The sequence below is a fragment of the Streptomyces ficellus genome (genome assembly GCF_009739905.1).
Classification (GTDB): Bacteria; Actinomycetota; Actinomycetes; order Streptomycetales; family Streptomycetaceae; genus Streptomyces; species Streptomyces ficellus_A.
On record NZ_CP034279.1, the window covers coordinates 2,426,440 to 2,452,632 of the forward strand.

At 71.6% G+C, this 26,193-nt stretch carries 25 protein-coding genes and 1 pseudogene; 15 read left to right on the forward strand and 11 right to left on the reverse strand.

Going from position 1 to position 26,193, the window contains the following annotated elements:
* Positions 1-11 precede the first annotated feature (11 nt).
* Both EIZ62_RS10300 and EIZ62_RS10305 read left to right on the forward strand, forming a co-directional pair.
* Complete coding sequence (locus tag EIZ62_RS10300) at positions 12-3,872, forward strand: multifunctional oxoglutarate decarboxylase/oxoglutarate dehydrogenase thiamine pyrophosphate-binding subunit/dihydrolipoyllysine-residue succinyltransferase subunit (RefSeq protein WP_156692406.1); 3,861 nt, start codon at positions 12-14, stop codon at positions 3,870-3,872.
* Positions 3,873-4,000: 128 nt separating this feature from the next.
* A complete protein-coding gene (locus EIZ62_RS10305; RefSeq protein WP_003961784.1) occupies positions 4,001-4,183 on the forward strand; it encodes a DUF6104 family protein in 183 nt (60 codons plus the stop codon).
* Here EIZ62_RS10305 and EIZ62_RS10310 read toward each other — a convergent pair whose 3' ends face one another.
* Entirely contained in the window at positions 4,184-5,026 is an 843-nt protein-coding gene (locus tag EIZ62_RS10310; RefSeq protein WP_156692407.1) for a hypothetical protein, read from the reverse strand.
* 122 nt (positions 5,027-5,148) lie between these two features.
* On the opposite strand from EIZ62_RS10310, the gene EIZ62_RS10315 reads away from it, so the two are divergent.
* Positions 5,149-5,982 (forward strand): DUF4097 family beta strand repeat-containing protein, encoded by an 834-nt coding sequence (locus EIZ62_RS10315; protein WP_156692408.1) that lies wholly within the window; start codon positions 5,149-5,151, stop codon positions 5,980-5,982.
* Position 5,983: 1 nt separating this feature from the next.
* Complete coding sequence (locus tag EIZ62_RS10320) at positions 5,984-6,883, forward strand: PadR family transcriptional regulator (RefSeq protein WP_156692409.1); 900 nt, start codon at positions 5,984-5,986, stop codon at positions 6,881-6,883.
* Between the two features lie 204 nt (positions 6,884-7,087).
* Here EIZ62_RS10320 and EIZ62_RS10325 read toward each other — a convergent pair whose 3' ends face one another.
* Entirely contained in the window at positions 7,088-7,654 is a 567-nt protein-coding gene (locus EIZ62_RS10325; protein WP_156692410.1) for a Clp protease N-terminal domain-containing protein, read from the reverse strand.
* Positions 7,654-7,863, reverse strand: coding sequence for a helix-turn-helix domain-containing protein (locus EIZ62_RS10330; RefSeq protein ID WP_156692411.1), 210 nt, complete (start codon positions 7,861-7,863; stop codon positions 7,654-7,656). Before EIZ62_RS10330 ends, EIZ62_RS10325 begins: the two co-directional genes overlap by 1 nt.
* 156 nt (positions 7,864-8,019) lie before the next feature.
* On the opposite strand from EIZ62_RS10330, the gene EIZ62_RS10335 reads away from it, so the two are divergent.
* Positions 8,020-8,928, forward strand: coding sequence for a hypothetical protein (locus EIZ62_RS10335; RefSeq protein WP_156692412.1), 909 nt, complete (start codon positions 8,020-8,022; stop codon positions 8,926-8,928).
* A 41-nt stretch (positions 8,929-8,969) separates the two neighbouring features.
* Here EIZ62_RS10335 and EIZ62_RS10340 read toward each other — a convergent pair whose 3' ends face one another.
* The 5 genes from EIZ62_RS10340 to EIZ62_RS10360 all read right to left on the reverse strand — a co-directional run bounded on the left by EIZ62_RS10340 (position 8,970) and on the right by EIZ62_RS10360 (position 15,039).
* The gene (locus EIZ62_RS10340; RefSeq protein ID WP_156692413.1) at positions 8,970-10,346 is read right to left on the reverse strand and encodes a glycoside hydrolase family 5 protein; all 1,377 of its coding nucleotides are present in this window, start codon (positions 10,344-10,346) and stop codon (positions 8,970-8,972) included.
* 59 nt (positions 10,347-10,405) lie between these two features.
* Positions 10,406-11,371 carry a zinc-binding dehydrogenase gene (locus tag EIZ62_RS10345; RefSeq protein WP_156692414.1) on the reverse strand — a complete coding sequence of 322 codons (966 nt, stop codon included), beginning with the start codon at positions 11,369-11,371 and terminating at the stop codon, positions 10,406-10,408.
* Between the two features lie 82 nt (positions 11,372-11,453).
* On the reverse strand, positions 11,454-13,007 hold the full coding sequence (locus tag EIZ62_RS10350; protein WP_156692415.1) for an alkaline phosphatase D family protein: 1,554 nt from the start codon (positions 13,005-13,007) through the stop codon (positions 11,454-11,456).
* On the reverse strand, positions 13,004-13,576 hold the full coding sequence (locus tag EIZ62_RS10355; protein WP_156692416.1) for a phosphoesterase: 573 nt from the start codon (positions 13,574-13,576) through the stop codon (positions 13,004-13,006). Before EIZ62_RS10355 ends, EIZ62_RS10350 begins: the two co-directional genes overlap by 4 nt.
* A 248-nt stretch (positions 13,577-13,824) precedes the next feature.
* Entirely contained in the window at positions 13,825-15,039 is a 1,215-nt protein-coding gene (locus tag EIZ62_RS10360) for an NAD(P)-dependent malic enzyme (protein ID WP_156692417.1), read from the reverse strand.
* 560 nt (positions 15,040-15,599) lie between these two features.
* Between EIZ62_RS10360 and EIZ62_RS10365 the strand changes: the two genes are divergently transcribed.
* The 3 genes from EIZ62_RS10365 to EIZ62_RS10375 all read left to right on the forward strand — a co-directional run bounded on the left by EIZ62_RS10365 (position 15,600) and on the right by EIZ62_RS10375 (position 19,005).
* Entirely contained in the window at positions 15,600-16,580 is a 981-nt protein-coding gene (locus tag EIZ62_RS10365) for an ABC transporter substrate-binding protein (RefSeq protein ID WP_156692418.1), read from the forward strand.
* A 791-nt stretch (positions 16,581-17,371) separates the two neighbouring features.
* Positions 17,372-18,244 (forward strand): amino acid ABC transporter permease, encoded by an 873-nt coding sequence (locus tag EIZ62_RS10370; RefSeq protein WP_244376173.1) that lies wholly within the window; start codon positions 17,372-17,374, stop codon positions 18,242-18,244.
* Entirely contained in the window at positions 18,241-19,005 is a 765-nt protein-coding gene (locus EIZ62_RS10375) for an amino acid ABC transporter ATP-binding protein (RefSeq protein WP_156692419.1), read from the forward strand. Before EIZ62_RS10370 ends, EIZ62_RS10375 begins: the two co-directional genes overlap by 4 nt.
* A gap of 57 nt (positions 19,006-19,062) precedes the next feature.
* Here EIZ62_RS10375 and EIZ62_RS10380 read toward each other — a convergent pair whose 3' ends face one another.
* Positions 19,063-19,824: a class I SAM-dependent methyltransferase gene (locus EIZ62_RS10380; RefSeq protein ID WP_208828194.1), complete on the reverse strand. Its 762-nt coding sequence runs from the start codon at positions 19,822-19,824 to the stop codon at positions 19,063-19,065.
* 91 nt (positions 19,825-19,915) lie between these two features.
* Between EIZ62_RS10380 and EIZ62_RS10385 the strand changes: the two genes are divergently transcribed.
* The gene (locus EIZ62_RS10385; RefSeq protein ID WP_156692420.1) at positions 19,916-20,545 is read left to right on the forward strand and encodes a CGNR zinc finger domain-containing protein; all 630 of its coding nucleotides are present in this window, start codon (positions 19,916-19,918) and stop codon (positions 20,543-20,545) included.
* Here EIZ62_RS10385 and sodX read toward each other — a convergent pair.
* Positions 20,449-20,886 (reverse strand): nickel-type superoxide dismutase maturation protease, encoded by a 438-nt coding sequence (gene sodX / locus EIZ62_RS10390; protein WP_156692421.1) that lies wholly within the window; start codon positions 20,884-20,886, stop codon positions 20,449-20,451. The two genes, EIZ62_RS10385 and sodX, sit on opposite strands and share 97 nt — an antisense overlap.
* Before the next feature lie 153 nt (positions 20,887-21,039).
* Here sodX and sodN point away from each other — a divergent pair, with 153 nt between their 5' ends.
* From sodN to EIZ62_RS10405, 3 genes and pseudogenes are all read left to right on the forward strand, one after another.
* Entirely contained in the window at positions 21,040-21,435 is a 396-nt protein-coding gene (sodN, locus tag EIZ62_RS10395) for a superoxide dismutase, Ni (RefSeq protein WP_156692422.1), read from the forward strand.
* An 83-nt stretch (positions 21,436-21,518) separates the two neighbouring features.
* Positions 21,519-22,208: pseudogene (locus EIZ62_RS10400) on the forward strand (NsdA family TPR-like regulatory protein); the annotation flags it as partial.
* Position 22,209: 1 nt separating this feature from the next.
* Entirely contained in the window at positions 22,210-22,740 is a 531-nt protein-coding gene (locus tag EIZ62_RS10405) for an NUDIX domain-containing protein (protein WP_156692423.1), read from the forward strand.
* Between the two features lie 109 nt (positions 22,741-22,849).
* Here the strand turns inward: EIZ62_RS10405 and EIZ62_RS10410 are convergent, their stop codons facing one another.
* Complete coding sequence (locus EIZ62_RS10410) at positions 22,850-23,746, reverse strand: aminoglycoside phosphotransferase family protein (RefSeq protein WP_156692424.1); 897 nt, start codon at positions 23,744-23,746, stop codon at positions 22,850-22,852.
* A gap of 485 nt (positions 23,747-24,231) precedes the next feature.
* On the opposite strand from EIZ62_RS10410, the gene EIZ62_RS10415 reads away from it, so the two are divergent.
* The 3 genes from EIZ62_RS10415 (at position 24,232) to EIZ62_RS10425 (ending at position 26,166) form a co-directional block, all read left to right on the forward strand.
* Positions 24,232-24,624 carry a S1 RNA-binding domain-containing protein gene (locus tag EIZ62_RS10415; RefSeq protein ID WP_244375606.1) on the forward strand — a complete coding sequence of 131 codons (393 nt, stop codon included), beginning with the start codon at positions 24,232-24,234 and terminating at the stop codon, positions 24,622-24,624.
* A 37-nt stretch (positions 24,625-24,661) separates the two neighbouring features.
* On the forward strand, positions 24,662-25,252 hold the full coding sequence (locus EIZ62_RS10420; RefSeq protein WP_156692425.1) for an Imm21 family immunity protein: 591 nt from the start codon (positions 24,662-24,664) through the stop codon (positions 25,250-25,252).
* A gap of 113 nt (positions 25,253-25,365) precedes the next feature.
* Positions 25,366-26,166 carry a hypothetical protein gene (locus tag EIZ62_RS10425; RefSeq protein WP_156692426.1) on the forward strand — a complete coding sequence of 267 codons (801 nt, stop codon included), beginning with the start codon at positions 25,366-25,368 and terminating at the stop codon, positions 26,164-26,166.
* Positions 26,167-26,193 lie beyond the last annotated feature (27 nt).

Below are 26,193 nucleotides of genomic sequence, written 5' to 3' on the forward strand. Positions count from 1 at the left end.
CGGTTGCCGCCGTGTCGTCTCAGTCCCCCAGTAACTCGAGTATCTCGACCGACCAGGACGGGCAGGGATCTTCGAACCCTGCCGCCGCGTTCGGTGCCAATGAGTGGCTCGTCGACGAGATCTACCAGCAGTACCTCCAGGACCCCAATTCGGTCGACCGTGCCTGGTGGGACTTCTTCGCCGACTACAAGCCGGGCGCCCCGTCCGGCTCGGCGGACAAGCCCGCGGGCGAGGGTGCCGTAGCCGCGGGGGCTGCGAGCACCGCGCCCGCCGCCCAGGCCCCGGCCCCGGCACAGGCCCCGGCGCAGCCGGCCGCAGCGGCACCCGCACAGGCCGCTGCCGCCCAGGCGCCCGCCGCCCCGGCCTCCGCGCCCGCCGCCCAGGCCCCGGCCGCGAAGCCGGCCGCCGCGCAGCCCGCCGCCCCGGCCAAGCCGGCCGCCGCGGCCGCCAAGCCCGCCGCCGCGAAGCCCGCCGCCAAGGCCGCGCCCGCCGGTGAGGCGCCCTCCGGCCCCGAGTACGTGCCGCTGCGCGGCCCGGCCGCCGCGGTCGCCAAGAACATGAACGCCTCGCTGGAGCTGCCGACCGCCACCTCGGTCCGCGCCGTCCCGGTGAAGCTGCTGTTCGACAACCGGATCGTCATCAACAACCACCTCAAGCGCGCCCGGGGCGGGAAGATCTCCTTCACGCACCTCATCGGGTACGCGATGGTGCAGGCGATCAAGGCCATGCCGTCGATGAACTACTCGTACGGCGAGAAGGACGGCAAGCCGGTCCTGGTCAAGCCCGAGCACGTGAACTTCGGCCTGGCGATCGACCTGGTCAAGCCGAACGGCGAGCGCCAGCTGGTCGTCGCGGGCATCAAGAAGGCCGAGACGCTCGGCTTCTTCGAGTTCTGGCAGGCGTACGAGGACATCGTCCGCCGCGCCCGCAACAACAAGCTGACGATGGACGACTTCACCGGCGTCACCGTCTCGCTGACCAACCCCGGCGGCCTCGGCACCGTCCACTCCGTGCCGCGCCTGATGCCCGGGCAGTCGGTCATCATGGGCGTGGGCTCGATGGACTACCCGGCCGAGTTCCAGGGCACCTCCCAGGACACCCTGAACAAGCTGGGCATCTCCAAGGTGATGACCCTCACGTCGACGTACGACCACCGGGTCATCCAGGGCGCCGCCTCCGGCGAGTTCCTCCGGATCGTCTCCAACCTCCTCCTCGGCGAGGACGGCTTCTACGACGACGTCTTCGAGTCGCTGCGCATCCCCTACGAGCCGGTCCGCTGGCTCAAGGACATCGACGCGTCGCACGACGACGACGTCACCAAGGCCGCGCGCGTCTTCGAGCTGATCCACTCCTACCGGGTCCGCGGCCACGTCATGGCCGACACCGACCCGCTGGAGTACCGCCAGCGCAAGCACCCCGACCTGGACATCACCGAGCACGGCCTGACGCTCTGGGACCTGGAGCGGGAGTTCGCCGTCGGCGGCTTCGGCGGCAAGTCCATGATGAAGCTGCGCGACATCCTCGGCGTGCTGCGCGACTCGTACTGCCGCACCACCGGCATCGAGTTCATGCACATCCAGGACCCCAAGCAGCGCAAGTGGATCCAGGACCGCGTCGAGCGCCCGCACTCCAAGCCGGAGCGCGAGGAGCAGCTGCGCATCCTGCGCCGGCTGAACGCCGCGGAGGCGTTCGAGACGTTCCTCCAGACCAAGTACGTCGGCCAGAAGCGGTTCTCGCTGGAGGGCGGCGAGTCCGTCATCCCGCTGCTGGACGCGGTCATCGACTCGGCGGCCGAGTCGCGCCTCGACGAGGTCGTCATCGGCATGGCCCACCGCGGCCGGCTCAACGTCCTGGCGAACATCGTCGGCAAGTCGTACGCGCAGATCTTCCGCGAGTTCGAGGGCAACCTCGACCCGAAGTCGATGCACGGCTCCGGCGACGTCAAGTACCACCTGGGCGCGGAGGGGACCTTCACCGGTCTCGACGGCGAGCAGATCAAGGTCTCGCTGGTCGCCAACCCCTCGCACCTGGAGGCGGTCGACCCGGTCGTCGAGGGTGTCGTCCGCGCCAAGCAGGACGTCATCAACAAGGGCGGCACGGACTTCACCGTCCTGCCCGTCGCCCTGCACGGCGACGCGGCCTTCGCGGGCCAGGGCGTCGTCGCCGAGACGCTGAACATGTCGCAGCTGCGGGGCTACCGCACCGGCGGCACGGTCCACATCGTCATCAACAACCAGGTCGGCTTCACCGCCGCCCCGGAGTCGTCGCGCTCCTCGATGTACGCGACCGACGTGGCCCGCATGATCGAGGCGCCGATCTTCCACGTGAACGGCGACGACCCCGAGGCCGTGGTGCGCGTGGCGCGCCTCGCCTTCGAGTTCCGCCAGACGTTCAACAAGGACGTCGTGATCGACCTCATCTGCTACCGCCGCCGCGGTCACAACGAGGGCGACAACCCGCAGTTCACCAACCCGCAGATGTACAACCTGATCGACAAGAAGCGTTCGGTGCGCAAGCTGTACACCGAGTCGCTCATCGGTCGTGGCGACATCACGCTGGAAGAGGCGGAGCAGGCGCTCCAGGACTTCCAGGGCCAGCTGGAGAAGGTGTTCGCGGAGGTCCGCGAGGCCACCTCGCAGCCCGGCCCGGCGCACAGCCCCGAGGCGCAGGCCGAGTTCCCGGTCTCCGTCACCACCGGGGTCTCCCAGGAGGTCGTGAAGCGGATCGCCGAGTCGCAGGTCAACATCCCCGACCGGGTCAAGGTGCACCCGCGCCTGATGCCGCAGCTCCAGCGCCGCGCCGCCTCCGTCGAGGACGGCACGATCGACTGGGGCATGGGCGAGACCCTGGCGATCGGTTCGCTGCTGATGGAGGGCACCCCGGTCCGGCTCGCCGGCCAGGACACCCGCCGCGGCACCTTCGGCCAGCGCCACGCGGTGCTGGTGGACCAGGAGACCGGCGAGGACTACACCCCGCTGCAGTACCTCTCCGAGGACCAGGCCCGCTACAACGTCTACGACTCGCTGCTCAGCGAGTACGCGGCGATGGGCTTCGAGTACGGCTACTCCCTGGCGCGGCCCGAGTCGCTGGTCATGTGGGAGGCGCAGTTCGGTGACTTCGTCAACGGCGCGCAGACGGTCGTGGACGAGTTCATCTCCTCCGCCGAGCAGAAGTGGGGCCAGACCTCCGGCGTCACGCTGCTGCTGCCGCACGGCTACGAGGGCCAGGGCCCGGACCACTCGTCGGCCCGCCCGGAGCGCTTCCTCCAGCTGTGCGCGCAGAACAACATGACGGTCGCCATGCCGACGCTGCCGTCGAACTACTTCCACCTCCTGCGGTGGCAGGTGCACAACCCGCACCACAAGCCGCTGATCGTCTTCACGCCGAAGTCGATGCTGCGCCTGAAGGCCGCCGCGTCGAAGGTGGAGGAGTTCACCACCGGCGGCTTCCGTCCGGTGATCGGTGACGACTCGGTCGAGGCGAGCGCGGTCCGCAAGGTCGTCTTCTGCGCCGGCAAGGTCTACTACGACCTGGAGGCCGAGCGGGTCAAGCGCGGTGTCACGGACACGGCGATCATCCGTCTGGAGCGCCTGTACCCGCTGCCGGGTGCGGAGCTCCAGGCCGAGATCTCCAAGTACCCGAACGCCGAGAAGTACCTGTGGGCCCAGGAGGAGCCGGCGAACCAGGGTGCCTGGCCGTTCATCGCGCTCAACCTGATCGACCACCTCGACCTGGCGGTCGGCGCCGACATCCCGCACGGCGAGCGCCTGCGCCGCATCTCGCGGCCGCACGGCTCGTCGCCGGCGGTCGGCTCGGCCAAGCGCCACCAGGCCGAGCAGGTGCAGCTGGTCAACGAGGTCTTCGACGCCTGACCCGCAGTACCCGTACGACCCCCCGGGGCCCGGTTCCGCATCGCGCGGAGCCGGGCCCTCGGGCGTTTCCCTCGCGGGGGACGCCATACCCTGGGAGGGAACACCGAGCAGGCATCCGGGAGCAGGTCTTGTACTTCACCGATCGTGGCATCGAGGAGCTGGAGAAGCGGCGCGGCGAGGAGGAGGTCACCTTCGAGTGGCTCGCCGAGCAGCTCCGTACGTTCGTCGACCTCAACCCCGACTTCGAGGTCCCCGTCGAGCGGCTGGCCACCTGGCTGGCGCGCCTCGACGACGAGGACGAGGACGAGTAGTCACCGCCGAGTAGTCACCGCGGGGCCGGGCCGGGGGGCCCGGGAGCGGGTGCGCAGGCGGTCGTAGGCGAGGCCCAGAGCGCCCTGGGTGACCAGCAGCGTGGCGGTGGCGGCCCAGCCGGGGCTGCGGCGGGTGAGCGCCCAGGCGAGCAGCGGGAGCCCGGCCGCGAGGTGGGCGGTGGCGAGCGCGCGGGCGCGGGGGCCGCAGATCCAGGGGCCGAGCGGGCCCTCCTCGACGGCGTCCAGTTCGCTGCGTACGGCGTCGAGCCAGCCCTGCCATTCGAGCTGCTCCGCGCCCCGCTCCCGGGCGGCCGCCCACAGCAGGACGGCCGGCGTGCCGGGGACGAGGCCGGGCGGGAGGGTCAGGCCGTGCCGGGCGAGTACCGCGGCCAGGCCCAGCAGGCGGGCGGGGGCGTCGGCGAGTTCGTCGGGCCGGGTGAGGGGTTCGAGGTCGCGGGCGTCCATGACGGGGTCGAGCCCGAGCCGCTCGGCGAAGGTGTGCATGGCCTCGTCCTCGCCGACGGGGGTGCCGTCCGCGAGCCAGGTGTAGCCGACGGGGCGGCGGAAGCCGGTCGCCAGGACGCAGCCCGCCCGGTCCGTGTCCCACCACAGGGCCACCACCGGCCACGTCACGCCGACCGTGAGGGCTCCGGCCCAGCCCGCGACGACCCGGTCGACCGGTTCGGCGCCCTCGCGCCACGGCGCGCCCTCGGGGACGAGCACGCTCCAGTCGGGGCCGGCCGGGGCGAGGAGCAGCCGCTCGCGCAGCAGCAGGGCCGGGGGCCTTACGGAGGTGCGGTCGGCCCGGCAGAACAGCAGCGCGCCCACGGAAGTCGCGTTCATGCGCCATACGCTAGGGCAATTTGTCCGGTTCCGACGCTCTTGACTTCCCAAGCCCGCGATATATCGTGTGCTGCAAGGAGACGCGATATGTTGCGTGTCGCGTCCTGTCCCAGGGAGGCCCCATGCCGGAGTGGTCCGTCACCGAGCCGACGAAGATGACCCTCGACGACGAACCCGTGACCGCCGTCCACGTGCGCCTCGTGGGCGGGACGGTGAACGTCGTGGGCACCGACGAGGGCCCCGCGCGGCTGGAGATCTCCGACGTCGAGGGACCACCGCTGATCGTCACCCGCGAGGGCTCCACCCTGACCGTGGCCTACGCGGACCTGCCGTGGCAGAACCTCCTCACCTGGCTCGACCCCCAGGGCTGGCAGCGCAGCGCGGTCGTCTCCCTGGCCGTTCCGGCCGGGGCGGACGTGGAGGTCGGCTCCGTCGGCGCCGAGGCCGTCGTCTCGGGCGTCCGGGGGCGTACGACCGTCCGCGGGGTCAGCGGCGACACCACGCTCGTCGGCCTCTCCGGCCCGGTGCGCGCCGACACCGTCAGTGGCAACGTCGAGTCCCAGGCCGTGACCGGCGGGCTCCGCTTCCACTCCGTGTCGGGCGACCTCACGGTCGTCGAGGGCGCCGGGCGCTCCGTACAGGCGGACACGGTCGGCGGTGACGTGGTGATCGACCTGGACCCGGCCGAGGAGCCCACCGACATCCGGCTCACCACCGTCTCCGGCTCGGTCGCCATCCGGCTCCCCCACCCCGCGAACGCCCGGGTGGAGGCGCAGACCACCGGCGGCGCCGTCTCCAGCGCCTTCGACGACCTGCGGGTCACCGGGCAGTGGGGCGCCAAGAAGATCACCGGCACGCTCGGTGACGGCAAGGGCAGGCTGAGGGCCACCACGGTCTCCGGCTCCATCGCGCTCCTCCGCCGGCCCGAGGAAGCCCCCACCGGAAAGGTGCTCTGACATGTCCCCCGTCTTCGCGCACGGACGGCTCCGCCTCTACCTGCTGACGCTCCTCGACGAGGCCCCGCGCCACGGGTACGAGGTGATCCGGCTCCTGGAGGAACGCTTCCAGGGCCTGTACGCGCCCTCCGCCGGCACGGTCTACCCCCGGCTGGCCAAGCTGGAGGCCGAGGGCCTGGTCACGCACGCCACCGAGGGCGGCCGCAAGGTGTACTCGATCACCGCCGCCGGGCGCGAGGAGCTCGCCGCGCGCAGCGGTGAACTGGCCGACCTGGAGCGGGAGATCCGCGACTCGGTCGCCGAACTCGCCGCCGAGATCCGTGACGACGTGCGTGGCGCGGCGGGCACGCTGCGCAGCGAGATGCGGGCCGCCGCGGGCGAGTCCCGGCACACGCCGCCGCCCGGCGGGGACGAGTGGGCGACGTGGCGCCGGGCCAAGCAGGAGTGGAAGGACCAGGCCCGGCGCGCCCGGGACGAGTCGCGGCGTGCCCGCGAGGACGCCCAGCGGGCGCGGCAGCAGGCCAAGGACGCGCAGGACGCCGCCCGCCGCGAGATGCAGCGGCTGGCCCAGCAGGTGCAGGAGCACGTGATGCGGGGCGGTGACGGCCTGGCCGACCTCGCCGGCCGGCTGGGCGGCCTGCTGGGCGGCGCCGCACCGGCCACGCCCTGGGGGCCGTACGGGAAGTCCGAGCCGGTCGACACACCGTCGTGGGCCCACGACGAGGGCGGCACCGGCGACCCGTCACGTGACCTGGAGCGCCTGCTGGACCGCTTCCGCGACGACGTCCGCGACGCGGCCCGCGACCACGGCGTCACCGACGCCCAGCTCGCCGACGCCCGCCGCCACCTCGCCACCGCGGCGGGCCGCATCACGGCGCTCCTCCGCACGACGCGGGACTGAGCGCCGCGCCCCGGAGGGGTGAACCCGGCCGGGGGCGGGTGCCGTCGAGGCCCGCCCCCCGCCGTAGGACCCGGCACCCGGCACACACCGGCGGAGTGCGCCGCGCACGGCACCGCTCGCGGCACGGCACCGCTCGCGGCACGGCACCGCTCGCGGCCGGCACCTGCGCGTCGCACCGCACGCCACCCCCGGGTCGCCGTTGCGTCAGCCGGCCTTCGCCTCGCCCGGGCCCGCCGAGAAGGCCCGGTCCAGCGCCCCGTACGTGGCGCCGTGGTCGGCGAGGACGTCCGCGACGACGCCGGGGCGGGCCGCGAGGGCGAGGAGGAGGTGCTCGTCGCCGATGTGGCGGTCGCCGCGGCCCAGGGCGACGCGGAGGGACTGCTCCAGCACGTCCTTCGCCGGGCGGGTGAAGGGCCGGTGGCTCGTCCACCGCCGCTTGGGCCTGCGGCCACCCGCGAGCGCGCCGGCCCCGTGGGTAGCCTCGACCTTGGAGACGATCTCCGTGACGTCGATACCGAGGCCAGCCAGCGCGTCCGTGTCCGCGCGGGTCAGGCCGCCGCGGCGCCGGGCCTCCGCCAGGGCCGACTCCACCGAGGCCCGCCGGCCGGTGACCCCCAGCGCGGCGAACGCGTGGGACGAGGGCGTGCCCTCCAGGTCGAGCAGTGCGAGCAGCAGGTGTTCCTCCGTGACGCGGTCGGCGTCCGCCCGCTCCGCGTGGACCACGGCTCCCTTGACGACACTCCGCGCCGCGTCGGTGAATCGCTCGAACATCAATGCCTCCCGTACTTCTTGTGGACGGCCTGCCGGCTGACGCCCAGCTCGGCGGCGATCTCCTGCCAGGACCACCCCTGGGCCCGGGCACTGCGGACGTGGACGGCTTCGAGCCGCTCCAGCAGCCGCCGCAGCGCGGTCACGGCCCGGAGGCCGACCCGGGGATCGCTGTCACCCGCGCGTGCGGCGAGATCGGTTGCTTCGGTCATGATGTCAACTTACGTTGACACCCCCGTAGAGTCAACCCTGGTTGACATGTAAGGGTTGGCTGAAACATCAACAACCTTCTCCTGAAACGTGGTTGTCCCCCCGCACCACCGGTTGCCACACTCCCCACGCCTGCATCTCTTCAGGGGGGATCACCCATGAGACCGAGCACACCCCGGCGCGCCGTCGCGCGCCTCACCGCCGTCCTCGCCCTGGCCCTCGCGATGGCCACCGGCACCACCGGCCTCGTCGCCGGCCCCGCGGCACACGCCCAGCCGGTCACCGAAGGCACCTTCGCCTTCTCCGGCGACGAGGGCGACTGGGTCAGCGGCGGCCAGTCCTACGCCTACTCCACCGCCTCCCAGGACCGCCTGACCATCACCGGCTCCGAGGACCACCGGACCGTGTCCGTCGCCGTCGACGGCGTCAACGGCGACTGGTGGCACCTGGACTTCTCCGCACCGACGGGCAAGGCCCTGGCGCCGGGGACGTACACCGACGCCACCCGCCACCCGTTCAACGAAGCCGGCCCCGGGCTCTCCCTCGGCGGCAACGGGCGCGGCTGCAACACCCTCACCGGCACCTTCACCATCGCGGCCCTGGAGTTCGGCCCGCAGGGGTACGTGAAGAGCTTCGACGCCACCTTCGAGCAGCACTGCGAGGGCGGGACCACGGCCGCCCGCGGCGAGATCCACGTGAACAACCCCGCCCCGCCGGCCGAACTCGGACTCGGGCTCGCCGTCGCGCTCGACGGCACCGCGAACGCGCTGAACGGCAAGGCGGTCCTGCACGGGACCGTGAGCTGCGACAAGCCGGTGCGGGTCGACGTCACCGGCGACGTCACCCAGGTGAAGAAGCGGAAGATCATCCGCGGCTCGTACGCCACGTCCGTGGCCTGCGCGCCGGGCGCACCGGTCGCCTGGACCGCCGCGGCCGTTCCCTCCGGGGACGTGCCCTTCCAGCGCGGTGACGTCGAGGTCGAGGCCCGGGCGAGCGCGACGGACCCCGACTACGACCGGACGGTGACCGTGGCCGAGACGGTGGCCGTCCACCTGCGCAAAGGCTGACCGGCAGCTCCGGAAGGGCCGACCCGCGCCGGGCCGGACGCTCATCCGTCACGCCGGGTCACCGTCACGGTGACCCGGCCGCCCGGGACCGCGCGCACCGCCACCCGGCCGGGCGGGCTCGGGACCAGCCGGGCCCGCCCTTCCAGCGTGACCCGCCAGCCGGCCGCGGCGGAGGGCAGGGACAGCTCCGTCACACCGCCGCGACCGGCGACGTAGGTCAGGCGGGACGGGCCCTGCTCGACGACGCGGCCCGCCACCGCCTCCGCGTACGGGGCTGCCGTCTGTTCCTTGTTGGTGCGCCAGGCGCCCGTGGCGTCCACCGCGCAGTAGCCGCCGCCGTAGCACCAGACGTAACCCGCCCAGCCGGAGCTGTAGCGGTTCAGCGACGCCAGCGCCTCGCGGTAGAAACGGCCCATGTTCGGCAAGGAGTTGTTCAGCGGGCCCCACTCCCCCACCACGACCGGCACCCGGTACTCCTTCGGGTACGCCGTCACCGCGGCCTCGTACGCCTCGATCCAGCCCGCCGAGGGGTCGTAGTCCGCGCCCGCCTCCATCGCCGTGTTGTAGAAGTGCGGGGCGTAGACGACCTTCGGGTCCTCGATCCGGCCGAGGCCGGTCGGCACGCCCTCCCCGACGATCGGAGTCGGCTCGACGAAGAGCCAGTTGTCCCGGTCGACGGAACGGACGGCGTCCGCGAGGCGGTTGTACAGCGGGGTGAGGTGGTCGCGCTCGATGCGGCGGGCCGCGGCCGGCAGGTCCTCGCCCGCGCGCAGCTCGCCCATCGGTTCGTTGATCAGGTCGTAGCCGAGCACCGCCGGGTGGTGCGCGTAGCGACCGGCCAGGACCTGCCACATGCGTACCTGGGCGCGCCTGAGGTCCTCGTCCTCGTACAGGTGCGTGAAGGCCCGTTGCACGGCCGGTTCGAAGTACTCGGCGAACCAGTCGTCCGGGTGCGGGGTGAAGGACAGCCCGTCGGTGCGGGTGGCCCACCCGGGGATGCCGCGGTGGCCGAAGGCGGGACCGAAGACGTCCTGGTGGGCATCGATCAGGACGTGGACGTCGTACCGCTCCGCCCAGTCCAGGATCCGCTCGATCCTGCGGAGGTACCTCTCGCTGTACCGGCCGCGCACCGGCTCCAGGTCGTCCCAGAAGACCAGCAGCCGGGCGAAGTTGAAGCCCCGGGCGCGCATGTCGCGGAAGTGCTTCTCGGTGATGGCGGACAGCGCCGCGTCACCCCGGTTGGTCTTGTCCTCGACGTTCCAGCCGCGCAGGGTCAGCACGCGGCCCCGGTCGTCGGTGAGACGCGGTATGCCGGGCTCGGCGGCGACCGGGGCCGAGAGCGCCGGGGCGGGACCAGGGGCCGCGGGGGCGGCGAGGGTCAGCAGGGCGGCGGAGAGTGCGAGGGCGAGGGTGCGCATACGGGACCTCCGGCACGGACGGCAGTGCCGGAGATCCCATCAGCGGAACTGACGGTCCATCAAGAGGGGTTGAGGACAATCTTTCCGAAGAGGTCGCCCGCGGCCATCTTCTCGAAGCCCTCCCGGGCCCGGTCCAGCGGCAGCACCTCGTCGATCACCGGCCGCACCCCGGTCGTCGCACAGAACGCCAGCAGGTCCTCCAGCTCGTCCTTGGAGCCCATCGTCGAGCCGACGACCCTGAGCTCCAGGAAGAAGATGCGGGTCAGTTCGGCGTGCGAGGGCCGGTCGCCGCTCGTCGCGCCCGAGATCACCAGGGTGCCGCCCGGCCGCAGCGACTTGACCGAGTGCGACCAGGTGGCCGCGCCGACGGTCTCGATCACCGCGTCCACCCGCTGCGGCAGCCGGGCACCCGGCTCGTACGCCTCCAGCGCGCCCAGCTCGACCGCCCGCTTGCGCTTGGCCTCGTCGCGGCTGGTGGCGAAGACCCGCAGGCCGGCGGCGCGGCCGAGCACGATCGCCGCCGTGGCGACACCGCCGCCCGCACCCTGCACGAGCACCGAGTCGCCGGGGCGCACGCCCGCGTTGGTGAACAGCATGCGGTACGCGGTGAGCCACGCGGTCGGCAGGCAGGCGGCCTCGGCGAAGGACAGCTCCTTCGGCTTGGGCAGCACGTTCCAGCTGGGTACGGCGACCTTCTCGGCGAACGTGCCCTGGTAGCGCTCGGTGAGGATCGAGCGGGGCTCGTCGGGCCCGACGCCGTGGCCGGACTGGCCGATGACGGAGTGGACGACGACCTCGTTGCCGTCCTCGTCGAGGCCGGCGGCGTCACAGCCGAGGATCATCGGCAGCTTGTCCTCGCCGAGGCCGACCCCGCGCAGCGACCACAGGTCGTGGTGGTTGAGCGAGGCGGCCTTGACGGTGACGGTGGTCCAGCCGGGGCGCACCTCGGGGGCGGGGCGTTCGCCCAGCTCAAGGCCGTTCAGGGGCTGGTCGCGGTCGATTCGGGCGGCATAGGCAGCGAACATGGCCCCGACCCTAGGGCGCCACCGGTGCGCGGCGGTACCGCGCACCGGTGTGATGTGCGTCGGACGTCCGCCCGGTGCCCTCTCAGTCGCGGCGCCACTGGGCCGGGCTGTTCTTCGTGGCGGGGTCCTCGTACGAGCCGGCCGTGCCCCGGTCCACGTGGAAGCTGGTGAGGGTGGTGACCGGGGAGGCGGGGTCGCGGCGGTCGGCGATGACCCGCATGTGGGCGCTGAACCGCTGGGGCGTCACCTCGTAGACGTCGTAGCCGTAGCGGTTGCCCTCGAAGTACTTCAGGTGCGGGTTGGCCCGGCCCATGCGGGGGCCGTTCGTCGCGTTCCAGGCGGCGTCGTACGCGCCCGAGGTCACCGAGTGGGCGGTGAACTCCGTACCGACGAGCGGGGACGACGTGTCGTCGAAGTCGGTCCGGATGTCGTCGACGAACGCGGAGTGCCAGTCGCCGGTGATGACGACGAGGTCTTCGAGGCCGCTGGTGTGGACGTGGTTCAGCACCTCCTTGCGCTCGGCGAGGAAGCCGTCCCACTGGTCGGTGAACATGTACGACCCGCCCGGGCTGCGGCGCAGCTGGCTGAGCATGATCGAGTTGGCCCACACGTGCCACGAGTCGGGCGCGCGGTCGATGCCGCTCTTCAGCCAGGACTTCTGGGCGGCGCCCAGGATGGTGCCGTCGGGCAGGTTCTGCGCGGAGCGGTGGGAGCGCAGGTCGAGGACGGTCAGCTCCAGCAGGTCGCCCCAGCGGCGGGCGCGGTGGATCACCGGGTCGGGCAGCGCGGACTCGCCGCCGTCGCGGTGCGGCATGTTCTCGTACCAGGCCTGGTACGCGGCCGCCCGCCGCCGCAGGAACGGCGCCCCGCCGCCCGTACCGCTGTAGTCGTTGACGACCTCGTGGTCGTCCCAGGTGAGGAACCAGGGGTGGGCGGCGTGTGCCTCGCGCAGCGAGGCGTCGCCCTTGTAGAGGGCGTGCCGGCGGCGGTAGTCGGCGAGCGTGAGCACGGCGGGCCCCTCGTGGTCCCGTACGTGGTCGCCGCCGACCGGCCCGTGCTCGTAGATGTAGTCGCCCAGGTGGACGACGAAGTCGACGTCCTCACGGGCGATGCCCCGGTGGGCGGCGTAGAACCCGTCGTGGAACGCCTGGCAGTTGGCGGCGGCGAACCGTACGCGCGACACGCTGCCGACGGGGGCGGTCCGCGTCCGGCCGACCCGGCTCGTCCTCCCCAGCGCGGTGAAGGCGTACCAGTACTGGCGCCCGGCCGCCAGCCCGTTCACGGGTACGTGGACGCTGTGGCCGAGCGTCACGGAGGCGGGGGCCGTGCCGCGGGCCACGACCCGGCGCAGCTCCCGGTCCTCCGCCACCACCCAGCCGACCTCGACGACCTCGGGCAGGTCCTGTTCGGCGGCGAGCGGCTCGGGCGCGAGGCGCGTCCACAGCACGACGCTCGTGGGCTGCGGGTCGCCGGAGGCGACGCCCAGGGTGAAGGGCGCCGGGTCGTAGTCGGCGCCGAGCGCCTCGGCGGCCTCCCGCGCGCGGGCGGGCGAGAGGCCGGCGCTGAGCGGCCAGGCCACGTTCAGCGCACCGGCGGCGGCCGCCGCCCTGAGCAGGTTGCGTCGGTCGAGCCTCATGCCGGTGCCTCGTTGAGCGTGAGCGTGATCCCGTCCGCGTAGCCGTCGTTCGACGTGCCGCCGCCGGTGCGGGTGAGGACGAGGAGCAGCCGCGCGCTGCGGGCGCCGGGCGGCACGAGCGATCCGGCGGTGCGCTCCAGCAGCCCCGTGCGGCCCTTGCGCTCGGCGGCCGTGACCGGTCCGAGCACGCTGAGCGCGACCGGGGTGCCCCTGCCGTCCCGGAACTCCACCGACAGCCGGGCGCCGTCGTCCTGGGAGGCGTATCCGCCGAGCCAGGCGGTCACCGCGTACCGCACCCGGCCGGCGTCGACGGCCGGGTGGCCGGTGGGTCCGGTGGCGGGCAGGGCGATGTCCTGCGTCAGGGCGGTGCGGGGCGCGTCGCCGCCGGCGAAGAACCGGCTGCCGCGCCGGGCGGGCCCGGGGTCGGAGACGGTGGGGTAGCCCTGGCCGAGGGCGTAAGCGATCAGGGCGGGCGCGCCCTGCGCGATCTTCCAGCCGGTGACGGTCCCGACGGGCTGGGCGGTACCCCCGGGGCCGCTTTCGGCGTCTCCGTTGACGACCAGGTTCACACGCGCCTCCTGTGTCCTGCTGTTGCGTGGTGTGTGGCTCGGCGCGGTGCATCACACCAGGCCCGCATGAACCCCCGGAAGAGCGGCGGCGAACACCGGGCGGGCGGTCCAAGGACCGGCCGGGAAAGTCCAAGCGGTACGGGGCGGGCCGCTGCGCGTGCACGCCGAAGGGCCCCGCACCGCGGTCCCTCGGGGGGAGCGCGGCACGGGGCCCTCGGGCGAACCGGACCAGGCCGGGCGGCCGGGCGTCAGCGGCGGGCGACGCCCTCGGCGCGGGCGGCGGCGGCCACGGCGGCGGTGACCGCCGGGGCGACCCGCTCGTCGAACGGCGAGGGGATCACGTAGTCGGCGGCGAGCTGGTCACCGACGACGTCCGCGAGCGCGTTGGCTGCGGCGATCTTCATGCCCTCGGTGATGCGGGAGGCCCGCACCTGGAGGGCGCCCGCGAAGATGCCGGGGAACGCGAGCACGTTGTTGATCTGGTTCGGGTAGTCCGACCGGCCGGTGGCGACGACCGACGCGTACTTGTGCGCGACGTCGGGGTGGACCTCCGGGTTCGGGTTGGCCATCGCGAAGACGAAGGCGCCCGGCGCCATCGACGCGATCGCCGGCTCCGGCACCGTACCGCCGGAGACGCCGATGAAGACGTCGGCGCCGGCCAGCGCGCTCTCCAGCGAGCCGGAGAGCCCGGCGCGGTTGGTGAGCTCCGCCAGCTCGCGCTTGACGGAGGTGAGGTCCTCGCGGTCCCGGCTGACGATGCCCTTGCGGTCCGCGACCGCCACGTCGCCGAGGCCGGCCTCCAGCAGGAACTTGGCGATGGCCACGCCGGCCGCGCCCGCGCCGGAGATCACGGCGCGCAGGTCGCCGAGGCCGCGGCCGGTGAGCTTGGCGGCGTTCCGCAGGGCGGCCAGGGTGACCACGGCGGTGCCGTGCTGGTCGTCGTGGAAGACCGGGATGTCGAGCCGCTCCTGGAGCTTGCGCTCGATCTCGAAGCACCGGGGTGCCGAGATGTCCTCCAGGTTCACGCCGCCGAAGGACGGCGCGAGGCGGACGACGGTGTCGACGATCTCGTCCGTGTCGGTCGTGGCGAGCGCGATCGGCACCGCGTCCACGCCGCCGAACTGCTTGAAGAGGATCGCCTTGCCCTCCATGACCGGGAGGGAGGCCTCCGGGCCGATGTCACCGAGTCCCAGCACGGCCGTACCGTCCGTCACGACGGCGACGACCTGGGACTTCCAGGTGTAGTCGTGCACGAGCTCGGGCTGCTCGGCGATGGCGCTGCACACCTTGGCGACGCCGGGGGTGTACGCGAGGGACAGGTCGTCCTTGTCCCGGATGGGAACCGTCGCCTGGACGGCCATCTTGCCGCCCCGATGCAGCGCGAACGCCGGATCGAAGGGCTCGTCGGCACTCTCGGTGCCGTTGTCACTGTCGCTGCGAGGATTGACGATCTCCGCTGCCATTTGTTGACCCCTTAAGTCATTTCGTTCGAGGGTGGCCACTCCTGGTTGAGGAGGGGTGGGCGGGCACCGCGTCCGTGCCTGCGGAAGGCGGTTGGCCCGCCCGGCAGGGGAGGTACGCACGCGTCGGGCGCGCCGCACACGCGCCCTGAGCCCCGGATGAGGGGTGTAAGGATCCTTCTTACCGGACGGACCGCTCCGACGACGAGTCGGTATCTCATATGAGCCTCGACCCCGCGAAGAGCGTGGGTCCGGTCACATGACTCATGGCCGGATTTAGGGACAAGTCCGCACGAGACCGGTTTTGCGGCTGCTATCGCGTCCGAATGACGAGATCAACCGGAGATTTTCCGGCTGGAAGAAGGCAACCCCGAAGAAGGTCCGGCCCTGATGTACCGGCCTGTTGGGGTTCGGGGGTCTCCCGTTATCCGATTTTGACATGCGGGCCCCCCTGTTTGGGCTAGTCCGAATGGCAAGATGCCGTAATCACACGCGGTTGCGACACCCGATGGTGCGTGCGCGACTGCTTTGGCAACTCCCTCACCCGCCGGAGGAACCCGACCATGACCGCAAGCACCACCCGCTGTACGACCGCCGCGAAGACCGGGACGCCCCGGACGTCCCGGATAGCCGCGGTCGCCGCGATCGCGGTCGCCGGCTCCATGCTGCTGACCGCCTGCGGTGACCAGACCGAGGCCGGCCAGGCCAAGGACTCGGGCTCCGCCTCCCAGGGCAGCTCGGCCCCGCTGTTCGCGAAGCTGCCGGAGAAGTACAAGAAGTCCGGTGTCATCAAGGTCGGCACCGATGCCGCGTACGCCCCCATGGAGTCCATGGACGGCAACAAGATCGTCGGCATCGACCCGGAGATCGGTGAGGCGCTCGGCAAGAAGCTGGGCGTGACGTTCACGTTCGAGAACGGCAAGTTCGACGGTCTGGTCGGCTCCCTGTACTCGGGCCGCGTCGACCTCGTGATGTCCGGCATGACGGACAACAAGGACCGCCAGCAGGGCCTGGACGAGGGCAAGAAGACCGGCAAGGGCGTCGACTTCGTCGACTACTTCCAGTCCGGCACCGCGATCCTGGTCAAGAAGGGCAACCCGAAGGGCATCAAGACCCTCGACGACCTGTGCGGCAAGAAGGTCGCGGTCCAGCTCGGCACGACGTACGCGGACGCCGCCAAGGCGCAGTCCGCGAAGTGCGAGAAGGACGGCAAGGCCAAGATCGCCATCGAGACCCCGGACACGGACGCCGAGGCGCAGGTGCGGGTGAAGTCGGGCGGTGCGGACGCCGACCTGAACGACTACCCGGTCGCCGTGCACGTGGCGAAGACCGCGGACGCCGGCAACGCCTTCGAGGTGGCGGGCGAGCCGGTCGACGCGGGCCCGTTCGGCATCGCCGTCGACAAGGGCAACGCCCAGCTGCGGGACGCGATCAAGGAAGCGCTCGACGCGATCATCGCGGACGGTTCGTACAAGAAGATCCTGGACAAGTGGGGCGCCTCGCAGAGTGCGATCGACAAGGCCGTGATCAACGGCGGCAAGTGATCCACCCGCGCTCTGTGTGAAAGGCAGTCATCGTGACTGAAAAGCTCAACCCCGGGTCCTCCGGCACCCCCTCCGAGGACCCGGGCACGGGTACCGGCTCGGGCACCGGTGCCGGCACCGGCGGCGACACGACCGGCGCCGCCGGCACCGCCGCCGCGAAGAAGACCTCGACCCCGAGGAAGACGGCGGCCAAGAAGGCCACCACCCCTCGCAAGACCACGGCCGCCAAGAAGACCGCCACCACGCGGAAGACGACGGCGACCAAGTCGGCGGCCAAGTCGGCCACGGCCGCCAAGAAGGCCCCGGCCAAGCGGGCCACGACGGCCGCGACCGCTGCCGCCAAGGCGGCGGAGGCCACCGAGACGGCCGCCACGGCCGCCGCCGCGGCCGAGGCCGTCGAGACGGTCACGGCCGGGGACTCGGTCACGACCGCGAACTCGGTCACGTCCAAGGCCGTGGCCACGGACACGGCCTCGGACACGGACACGAAGGGCACCGCGCCCGCCGTACCCGCCCAGGCAGGTCCGGTCGCCGCCGAGACCGCCGAGACCCCCGAGCCCGCCGACGCCACCCCGGTGGCCGACGCCGTCCCGGTGGCCGACGCGACCCCCGGCACGGCCAAGGGCGGAGCCCCCCAGGACGCGGCCGCCGCCGGCAAGGGCGCCGCGCCCGCGGACGCCAAGGGGGCGGCCACGCTCACCAAGGAGCCCACGGCCGGGGACGCAGGAGACGCCGGTGGCTCCGGGCGTACGCCGCGCGTCGCCAAGGAGGACGGCGACTCCTCCGAGCCGATCCGGGCGATACCCGTCCGCCACTACGGGCGCTACGTCAGCGGCGCGCTCGTCCTCGCGATCCTGGTCTGGCTGGTCTCCGCCTTCGCGGGCGGCAACGTCCGCTGGGCGACGGTCGGCGACTACATCACCGACGGCAACATCCTCGCGGGTGCGGGCCGGACGCTGATGATCAGCGTGATCTCGATGGTCATCGGCCTGGTGCTCGGCGTCGTGCTCGCCGTGATGCGGATGTCGAAGAACCCGGTGACCGGTGGCGTCTCCTGGCTCTTCATCTGGTTCTTCCGCGGCACCCCGGTCTACGTCCAGCTGCTGCTCTGGTACAGCCTGTCGCTGATCTTCCCGATCTTCGAGATCCCGTTCATCTACAAGGACGAGATGACGGACGTCATGACCCCGCTGGTCGTGGCACTCCTCGGACTGGGCCTCAACGAGGGCGCCTACATGGCGGAGATCGTCCGGGCCGGCATCCAGTCCGTCGACCAGGGCCAGACCGAGGCCGCGCACGCGCTCGGCATGACCCAGACGCAGACCATGCGCCGGGTCGTGCTGCCGCAGGCGATGCGGGTGATCATCCCGCCGACCGGCAACGAGTTCATCAACCTGCTGAAGACCTCGTCACTGGTGGCCGTGGTCTCGTACCCGGACCTGCTCCGCAGTGCCCAGATCATCTCCGGCCGCACGTACGCGGTGATGGAGATGCTGTTCGTGGCCTCCTTCTGGTACCTGACGCTGACCAGCATCTTCAGCGTCGGCCAGTACTACCTGGAGCGCCGCTACGCCCGTGGTTCGCTGCGCGCGCTCCCCCAGACCCCGTGGCAGAAGGTCAAGGCCAATCTGTCGACCCTGCGACGCCCGGAGGTGGCGCGATGACGACCGCCATGGTGAAGGCCGAGGGCGTGCACAAGTCCTACGGCACGGCCCACATCCTCAAGGGGATCGACCTGGAGGTGGCACCCGGTGAGGTGTTCTGCCTCATCGGCCCCTCGGGTTCGGGCAAGTCGACCTTCCTGCGGTGCATCAACCACCTGGAGAAGGTCAACGCCGGCCGCCTGTACGTGGACGGCGAGCTGGTGGGCTACCGGCAGAAGGGCGACAAGCTGTACGAGCTGAAGGACAGCGAGGTCGCGCTCAAGCGGCGGGACATCGGCATGGTGTTCCAGCGCTTCAACCTGTTCCCGCACATGACGGCCGTCGAGAACGTCATGGAGGCGCCGGTCCAGGTCAAGGGCGAGTCCAAGGCGGTGGCCCGGGAGCGGGCGCTGAAGCTGCTGGACCGGGTGGGCCTGGGCGACAAGTCCGGCAACTACCCGTCCCAGCTCTCCGGCGGCCAGCAGCAGCGCGTGGCGATCGCCCGTGCGCTGGCGATGGAGCCGAAGCTGATGCTGTTCGACGAGCCGACGTCGGCGCTCGACCCGGAGCTCGTGGGTGACGTCCTGGACGTCATGCGGGACCTGGCCGAGTCGGGCATGACGATGGTCGTCGTCACGCACGAGATGGGCTTCGCCCGCGAGGTCGGCGACTCGCTGGTGTTCATGGACGGCGGTGTGGTGGTCGAGTCCGGCCACCCGCGCGAGGTCCTGACCAACCCGCAGCACGAGCGGACGAAGGCCTTCCTGTCGAAGGTCCTCTAGGCCGCACACGGAGGGGCGGTACGGGAATCCCGTACCGCCCCTTCTCTCGTCCCGCGGCTACTTCAGCGCCAGCACCAGCGCGTCCGACGGCGAGGACCACACCGCCCGGGCCTCCGCGAAGCCGGACGCGCGCAGGGTGCGGGCGTGCCAGTCCAGGGACGGGGTCTCGCCCTCGGCGTGCTCGCCGTAGAGGGCGAACCGCTCGGCGGTGGGCGCGGCGAGGACCGGGTCCTTGGCGGCCAGCTCCCACCAGGCGGCCCAGTCGACGGCGCCGGCGGCCTTGGCCCGGTCCATGGCGGCGTGCCGGTGGGCGCGTTCGGCGGCGTCGATGCGGGGCGTGGTCCCGTCGCGCATGCGGTCGGCGTTCATGAGGACGCCGCCCTCCCGGACGAGGCCGGCGAGCTGCCCGTACAGCGCGGTCAGGGGCTCGGTGCGCAGCCAGTGCAGGGCGGTGGCGGTGAGGACGGCGTCGTACGAGTCGTACGGCAGCGCGCGCACCCAGTCGGGGTCGGTGAGGTCGGCCCGGACGAAGGTCACCCGCTCGTCGCCGGCGAAGTACCCCTCGGCGATCGCGAGGAGCGCGGGGTCGAGGTCGACGCCGGTGCTGACGGCGTCCGGGAACCGGTCGAAGAGCCGCTTCGTGATACTTCCCGTACCGCACGCGAGGTCGAGGACCCTCGGCGCGGGGCCGGTGAACGCCTCGACCATGTCGAGCATCACCCGGAACCGCTCCTCGCGGTCGGGCATGTACCACTCCTGCTGCCGGTCCCAGCTGTCCTGCCAGGCCCGCCAGTCCGTTCCCGCCGCCGTCTCCGCCACCACGAACCCCACCCTCCGTAATACCCTCGTATCAGACCTGTCTCTTACAAGTTCGCTGTCCGACCCTAGACCGTCGCCGTAAGGACTACAAGTGGAACTGGCCTATTACTCGGACTACGCCGTACGTCTGGTGAACACCGAGGAGCCGGCGCGCAACAAGGACGCCCTGACCTCCGTGGAGGTGGTGCGCGACCTGTTCGGCGAGGCCTCGCAGATGGCGCGGCGCGCGACCGACGCGGACGTCACCCGGTTCCGTTCGGTACGGGCGCGGCTGCGGGCGGTCTTCACCGCAGCCGACGCCGGCGATCACACGCAGGCCGTGGACCTGCTGAACTCGCTGCTGCTGGAGTTCCCGGTCAGCCCGCAGATCTCCGGCCACGACATCCTGGACGACGAGGGCCGGCCGCGCTGGCACATGCACCTCGCCGACCACCCGTCCAACGCCACCGCCGGGTACGCGGCGATCGCGGCGATGGGCCTGGCCTTCCACCTGACCGAGTTCGGCGTCGACCGGCTCGGCCTGTGCCAGGCGGCCCCGTGCCGCAACGCCTACCTCGACACCTCCACCAACCGGTCCCGCCGCTACTGCTCGGACCGCTGCGCGACCCGTGCGAACGTCGCCGCCTACCGGGCCCGGAAGCGCCTGGAGACGGAACGGTCCGCGAGCACCGGCCGCACCGCCGAAACCAGCCAGGAGAGCACCACGCCGACCGACCGCTGACGCCCCGGCCGGATCCCCCGGTACCGCGCCCGCACCCGCCCCAGCACCAGCTCGGGCGGTACGGGGCCGAAGGCCCGGCTGTCCACGGCCTCGGCGGACCGGTTGTCCCCGAGCACCCACCAGCCGCCGTCCCGCAGCCCGACCAGCCGCTTCACGATGAGCAGGTCCTGCTGGAGCGGATGCCGCAGCACCACCACGTCCCCGGCGCGCACCGACGCCCCGTAGTGCACCAGCAGCTGGTCACCGTGGTGCAGGGTGGGCACCATCGACGGCCCCGTCACCTCCGCGACCCCGAACGGCGCCCTCGGCCCCCGCTCGGGCTCGCGCCCCTGCTCCGTCATCCGGCACACCTCCTGGACCGTCCTGGACCTTCCTCCACGAGTCCCATGGTCACCCTGGACTTTTGTCGTAAGCCCATGGGGGCACCCGCGAAAAGCCGCCTGCCACGGAGTAATGTCCCACCTGAGAAGACGATCACGAGGAAGGACAGCTCAATGCTCTCCCGCCTGTTTGCCCCGAAGGTGACGGTCAGCGCGCACTGCGACCTCCCCTGCGGTGTTTACGACCCGGCCCAGGCCCGCATCGAGGCCGAGTCGGTCAAGGCCATCCAGGACAAGATGGCCGCCAACGACGACGCGCACTTCCAGGCGCGCGCGACGACCATCAAGGAGGAGCGCGCGGAGCTCGCCAAGCACCACGTCTCCGTCCTGTGGAGCGACTACTTCAAGCCGCCGCACTTCGAGAAGTACCCGGAGCTGCACCAGCTCATCAACGACACCCTGAAGTCGCTCTCGGCGGCCAAGGGCTCGAAGGACCCCGCGACGGGCCAGAAGGCGCTCGACTACATCGCGCAGATCGACAAGATCTTCTGGGAGACCAAGAAGGCCTGAGCCTTCACCCGGCCCGCCCGTCCGCACCCGGCCCGCACGACCGCCGCAACCCGGCGCCCGTGACGGTCCGGGTGCGGTCTGGCCTCGGCCAGGAAGGCGCCGCCCAGCGCTACTACCAGGTCGGCTACAAGCTCGCCTGCGAAGCCAACCCCCACGGCCACGCCGCCTGGATGATGCGCGCCCTCGCCCACCAGGCTCTCAGCCTCAAGCAGCCCCACCACTGCGTCGACCTCGTCGAAGGCGCCCTGCGGCGCGGCCTCGGCCACGTCGACGGCCAGACCGAGGCCCTCCTCCACATCACCCACGCCCGCGCCTACGCCGCCACCGACGAGAACTCATCGGCCGCGCGCGCCCTGCTCGCCGCCGAGGACGCCCTCCTCCGCGAGGACGGTCCCCAGCCCAGCTACTCCCGCGTGAGTGGCCCCGCCGCCGGCACCGTGGCCAGCCACACCGCCCGCACCCTGACCGACCTCGCCGACCACATCGGCACGGAACAGCAGCACCGGGACGCGCTCACCCGCTGGGACCCCGCGAAGTACAAGCGTGTCCACGCCCTCACCCACGCCGACCTTGGCGACAGCCTCGCCGCCCAGGCCCGCGCCGACGAAGCCGTCGCCGCCTGGACCCAGGCCCTGGTCCTCATGGAGGGCATGACCTCCGACCGGACCCGCAAGGCGATCACCTCGATCCGCTCCACGCTCGCGGTCTACCAGCGCCGCCGCGTTCCCGGCGCCGCCGATCTCGCCCGCCGCGCACGCGAGGCCCTCGCCTAACATGCCCAACAACCCGCCCGACGAAGGGAACACCGTGGCCCAGCAGACCGACGACCGCTCCCAAGCCCTCAAGCCGGCGCTCGAATCAATGACCCTGCTGGTCGCGGCCGTCATCGTCCACGACAAGGCCACCAACCGTGTCGTCCTCCTCCAGCGCAGCGAGAACGCGAAGTTCGCCCAGGGCATGTGGGACCTCCCCGTCGGCAAGAGCGAGCCGGGCGAGCCCATCACCGAAACCGCGGTCCGCGAGCTCTACGAGGAGACCGGCCTCACGGTGAAGCCCGAGTCCCTCAAGGTCGCCCACATCATCCACGGCGCCTGGGGCGTCGAAGCCCCCAACGGCTTCCTCACGGTCGTCTTCGCAGCCCACGCATGGACCGGCGAACCCGAAAACCGCGAGCCCCACAAGCACTCCCAGGTCCGGTGGGTCGACGCCACCGCCATTCCCGAGGCGTTCGTCGACACCATGGCCAGCGCCCTCCACCGCTACCTCAATGACGGGCCCCAGGTATCGCTCGAGGGCTGGAAGTAGGCGAGGCGAGCGGACGCTGTCGCGGCTGACCGCCCACCGGCGTCTGGTGCGGGACTACCGGTCGGCACGTGCATGGCCGCCGGGGAGGCCCCGTCGAGCCACGCCGACGTCAAAGGCCCTTCAGGACACGATCAAGCGCGGACCGGCCTGCGGGCCCCCAGTTCGGCTTGCCGCCAGGCAGGCCGCGATCCCCGGCTTGGCCCATCGCCATCAGGAACAGGCTCCTCATTGCGGCCAGTCCGCGCGCCCGGCGCACCGCTGCCTCGTCCGCCTGCGCGTAGCTGTTGAAAAACCGTGCGGCGCCGCCCGCGGGGAGGAGCAGCCAGGCGGCCGCGAGGTCCCACGCCGGGTCGCCGGCGACGAGTGCGCCGAAGTCGACGACACCCGCCAATGTCCCGTCTGCGACGACGACGTTCGCGGGATGCAGGTCGCCGTGCACCCACACCGGTGGGCCTTCCCACCCCGGGGACGCCACCGCTTCACCCCAGACTTCACGGATCTCGTCGGCAAGGTCGGCAGGGGCAACATCCTGGAAGAAGTGCTCGAAGCCGTCCGTGCAGTCCTTGGGGTGAGCGCCGAAGTCCGAAGCGGTCGGTGCGTCGGCGGGCGCCTCCACGTGCAACGCCCTGAGGAAACCCGACAGCGTCTCGGCCGCGTGGTCGCCGCGAGTGATCGAGCCGTGGTCCAGCGGCGTGCCCTCGACCCATGTCATGACGGTCCAGATCTTGGGGAAGCGCTCGGAGGGCACACCGTCCCGTAGGGGGACAGGAATCGGCAGCGGCAGGCGCGCGGCCAGAGTCGGCAGCCACCGCCGCTCCTTGAGCTGCAGATCGGGGCTCGTGTCCATCCGCTGCATCCGGACGGCCAACTCGTCACCGAGGCGCCACATCTGGTTGCCCCAGCCGCCCGCCACTTCCCGGATGGGCAACTCGGCCAGGTCCGGATGCTGTTCCCGAAGCAAGTCGCGGACCAGACCCTCGCTGATCTCAATCTCGGATTCGATCATGCCGATTCACCGTACTTGAGGTAGGCGGAGGCCACCTTGCGCTTTCGGAGATCCAGCTCCCAAGCTGGATCTCCCGAGCCCTCTGAGGAATCCGCGGCCCGACTGCTGGACGGGTCCTGGCCGCCACGGGGGTGATCTCACCGACGGCAAACGAGGATGCTGCCAGGGCAGCCTCCACGCGGCTGAGCGCCACGGGCGCGAGGTCGTCGCAGTCCGCCGCACCGATTACGGGCACGCTCTGAACGGAGTTCGATCTAGGCTCGCCCTTGTGCCAATTGAAGTTCCTTACGCTCGCGTGCGATCTCTGCTCAATAAGCTCCAGCCGGGTCCCGTGAGAAGGGTGGAGGTCGTCGGGTTCGAGGGAGCCGATGTCCTCGTGAGGCCTGCGGATGACAGGGCCGAAAAGGCCAGGTGGGTCGGATTCCTCAAGGTGAGGCTTCCCGGAGTCGGGTGGAGATGATGGCTTATGTACCGGCTTCATCCGAGTGCCAGACCTGACGTGGTCTCGGATCGACCATCCCTCGGAAGCCGTCAAAGCCGGCCAGCGGATCAAGGCGGAGGTGATTGTCGCCGAAACGCGATCCGGCCAGGTCACCCTCTCGTTGAAAGCCCTGCAGGAAGATCCACTCATCCGCTTCTCGGACCAGGTCGGCCGCGTCGTCACAGGTCGGATCACCAAGATCATCCCCTTCGGCGTGTTCGTGCGGCTCGCTCCGGAGGTCGAAGGGCTCCTTCACATCTCAGAGCTGACCGACGAGCCCTTTGATACCCCTGCCCAACTCGTCCGCGAGGGCGAGCTGATCGCGGTGGTGGTCGCCGAGGTCGACCTCCAGCGCCACTGGGTACGGTTGTGTGCTCCGGGCGGAGCATGCCGTTGACGCCGGCATTGTCAGTGCCTGAGTGCACACTGCCGCCATGAGAGCCTCCTCGCCCCTCGCAGCCGTGACGTCACGCGCCCCCTTCGACTGGGTGGAGTCGATGGGTGGTCCCTTGATCGTGCTTCCGGTCTCCGCGCTGGATACATGGCGTGGGTGCACGGAGAGCGGGATGGTCATGGCGGACGGGGACGGTCCGGACGACTACGACAGGGCCTGCGCGGTGGACGATCTGGCTGCGGTGATCGCCGTCGGCGAGGAGGGGGCGGGGGCGCTGGTCCTGGGGGACGAGCCCGCCACCACCTGTTACGTGCCTGAGCATCACGCCTTCCTCCGCCGGCTCGCCGCCCCCTCCGAAACCGGGCTCAGGGCCGTGGCCGAAACTGTCCTCGCAGATCCCGCCACCCCGTGGGAGGAGTGCGGGACGTGGGTCACGGACGGTCCCGCCGTCCTCATGGACTCCGCCGTAGCAGGCGATGTGCTGGACACGGAGTACCCGGGTGGTGGATTCCCCGCTCAGGCGCGGGTTTCGCTGCCCCCTGGTCGCTGGAGAGTTCGCGCCGTCCACGCCGAGGCCGGCGAGGAGAACGTGCTGGTTGGCGTGGTGCAGCTCCTGCCCGTCGGGGACTGAGGTGTCGTACGCGGCCCCGGCCCGGGCTCCGTACGTTCCGGGCTCCCTCCCCCGTCATCCCGCTCTGGCGGGCGGGGCGTTGAGGGTGGGCGGGCGCCGGTAGATTTGCGGGCATGTCGACACCCAATCCGTATCAGCAGAGCCCGTACCCGAACGTTCCGCCGCAGCAGCCCAACCCGTACGCCCAGCCCCAGCCGCCCTACGGGCAGGTGCCGCCGGCGCCGTTCGGGGCTCCCGCGGGTGGGCCGGGTGGGCCGGGTGGGCGGAGGCGGGTGCCGGGGTGGGTGTGGGCGCTCGGGGGTGTGGTGGTGGCCTCGGCGGTGTGGGCGGGTGCCCTGTTCGCCACGGGCACCCTCGGGTCCGGGGGCGAGGCGGACTTCGCGGGGCACCAGTACCAGGAGAACCTGTGCGAGAGCACGCCCCTGAAGGCGTTCGGCAAGCGGTACACCGTGGAGGAGAGCGACTCGGACAATCGTTTCGCCTCCCAGCAGAAGGCGATCGACCAGAGCTACTGCGGCCGCAGCCTCGAAGACCCCAAGGCCGGGGAGAACTCACTGAGCAGCGTCTTCGTGTCCACCAGCGCCGAATGGCACAAGGTGACCGACCCGGCGGGCGAGTTCGCCTCGCTCCAGCTGGCCAACGAGGACAGGACGGACAAGACGTACACGTACGAGGCCGAGCCGCTCAAGGGATACGGCGACGAGGCGTACGTGGTGACCGAGCGGCGCGGGTCGGACAAGCCCGCGCTCGGCGCGATGACGCTGGCCGTGCGGGACGGCTGGTTCACGTTCGAGATGCGCTGGAGCTGGTTCGGCGGCGGCCCCGACGACAAGGCCGCCCCGCCGGCCGAGCACGAGATCCGCGCGATGCTGGAGGCCGACGCCCGGGCGACGCTGGACGCGCTCAAGGGGTAGGGCTCGAGGGCCGGCGCTCAAGGGACA

Coding starts and splice junctions, on each gene's coding strand:
- EIZ62_RS10310 (WP_156692407.1), bottom strand. CDS start 5,026: ATGAACGCGACTTCCGTGGGCGCGCTGCTGTTCTGCCGGGCCGACCGC.
- EIZ62_RS10315 (WP_156692408.1), top strand. CDS start 5,149: ATGCCGGAGTGGTCCGTCACCGAGCCGACGAAGATGACCCTCGACGAC.
- EIZ62_RS10320 (WP_156692409.1), top strand. CDS start 5,984: ATGTCCCCCGTCTTCGCGCACGGACGGCTCCGCCTCTACCTGCTGACG.
- EIZ62_RS10325 (WP_156692410.1), bottom strand. CDS start 7,654: ATGTTCGAGCGATTCACCGACGCGGCGCGGAGTGTCGTCAAGGGAGCC.
- EIZ62_RS10330 (WP_156692411.1), bottom strand. CDS start 7,863: ATGACCGAAGCAACCGATCTCGCCGCACGCGCGGGTGACAGCGATCCC.
- EIZ62_RS10335 (WP_156692412.1), top strand. CDS start 8,020: ATGAGACCGAGCACACCCCGGCGCGCCGTCGCGCGCCTCACCGCCGTC.
- EIZ62_RS10340 (WP_156692413.1), bottom strand. CDS start 10,346: ATGCGCACCCTCGCCCTCGCACTCTCCGCCGCCCTGCTGACCCTCGCC.
- EIZ62_RS10345 (WP_156692414.1), bottom strand. CDS start 11,371: ATGTTCGCTGCCTATGCCGCCCGAATCGACCGCGACCAGCCCCTGAAC.
- EIZ62_RS10350 (WP_156692415.1), bottom strand. CDS start 13,007: ATGAGGCTCGACCGACGCAACCTGCTCAGGGCGGCGGCCGCCGCCGGT.
- EIZ62_RS10360 (WP_156692417.1), bottom strand. CDS start 15,039: ATGGCAGCGGAGATCGTCAATCCTCGCAGCGACAGTGACAACGGCACC.
- EIZ62_RS10365 (WP_156692418.1), top strand. CDS start 15,600: ATGACCGCAAGCACCACCCGCTGTACGACCGCCGCGAAGACCGGGACG.
- EIZ62_RS10375 (WP_156692419.1), top strand. CDS start 18,241: ATGACGACCGCCATGGTGAAGGCCGAGGGCGTGCACAAGTCCTACGGC.
- sodX (WP_156692421.1), bottom strand. CDS start 20,886: ATGACGGAGCAGGGGCGCGAGCCCGAGCGGGGGCCGAGGGCGCCGTTC.
- sodN (WP_156692422.1), top strand. CDS start 21,040: ATGCTCTCCCGCCTGTTTGCCCCGAAGGTGACGGTCAGCGCGCACTGC.
- EIZ62_RS10405 (WP_156692423.1), top strand. CDS start 22,210: ATGCCCAACAACCCGCCCGACGAAGGGAACACCGTGGCCCAGCAGACC.
- EIZ62_RS10410 (WP_156692424.1), bottom strand. CDS start 23,746: ATGATCGAATCCGAGATTGAGATCAGCGAGGGTCTGGTCCGCGACTTG.
- EIZ62_RS10420 (WP_156692425.1), top strand. CDS start 24,662: ATGAGAGCCTCCTCGCCCCTCGCAGCCGTGACGTCACGCGCCCCCTTC.
- EIZ62_RS10425 (WP_156692426.1), top strand. CDS start 25,366: ATGTCGACACCCAATCCGTATCAGCAGAGCCCGTACCCGAACGTTCCG.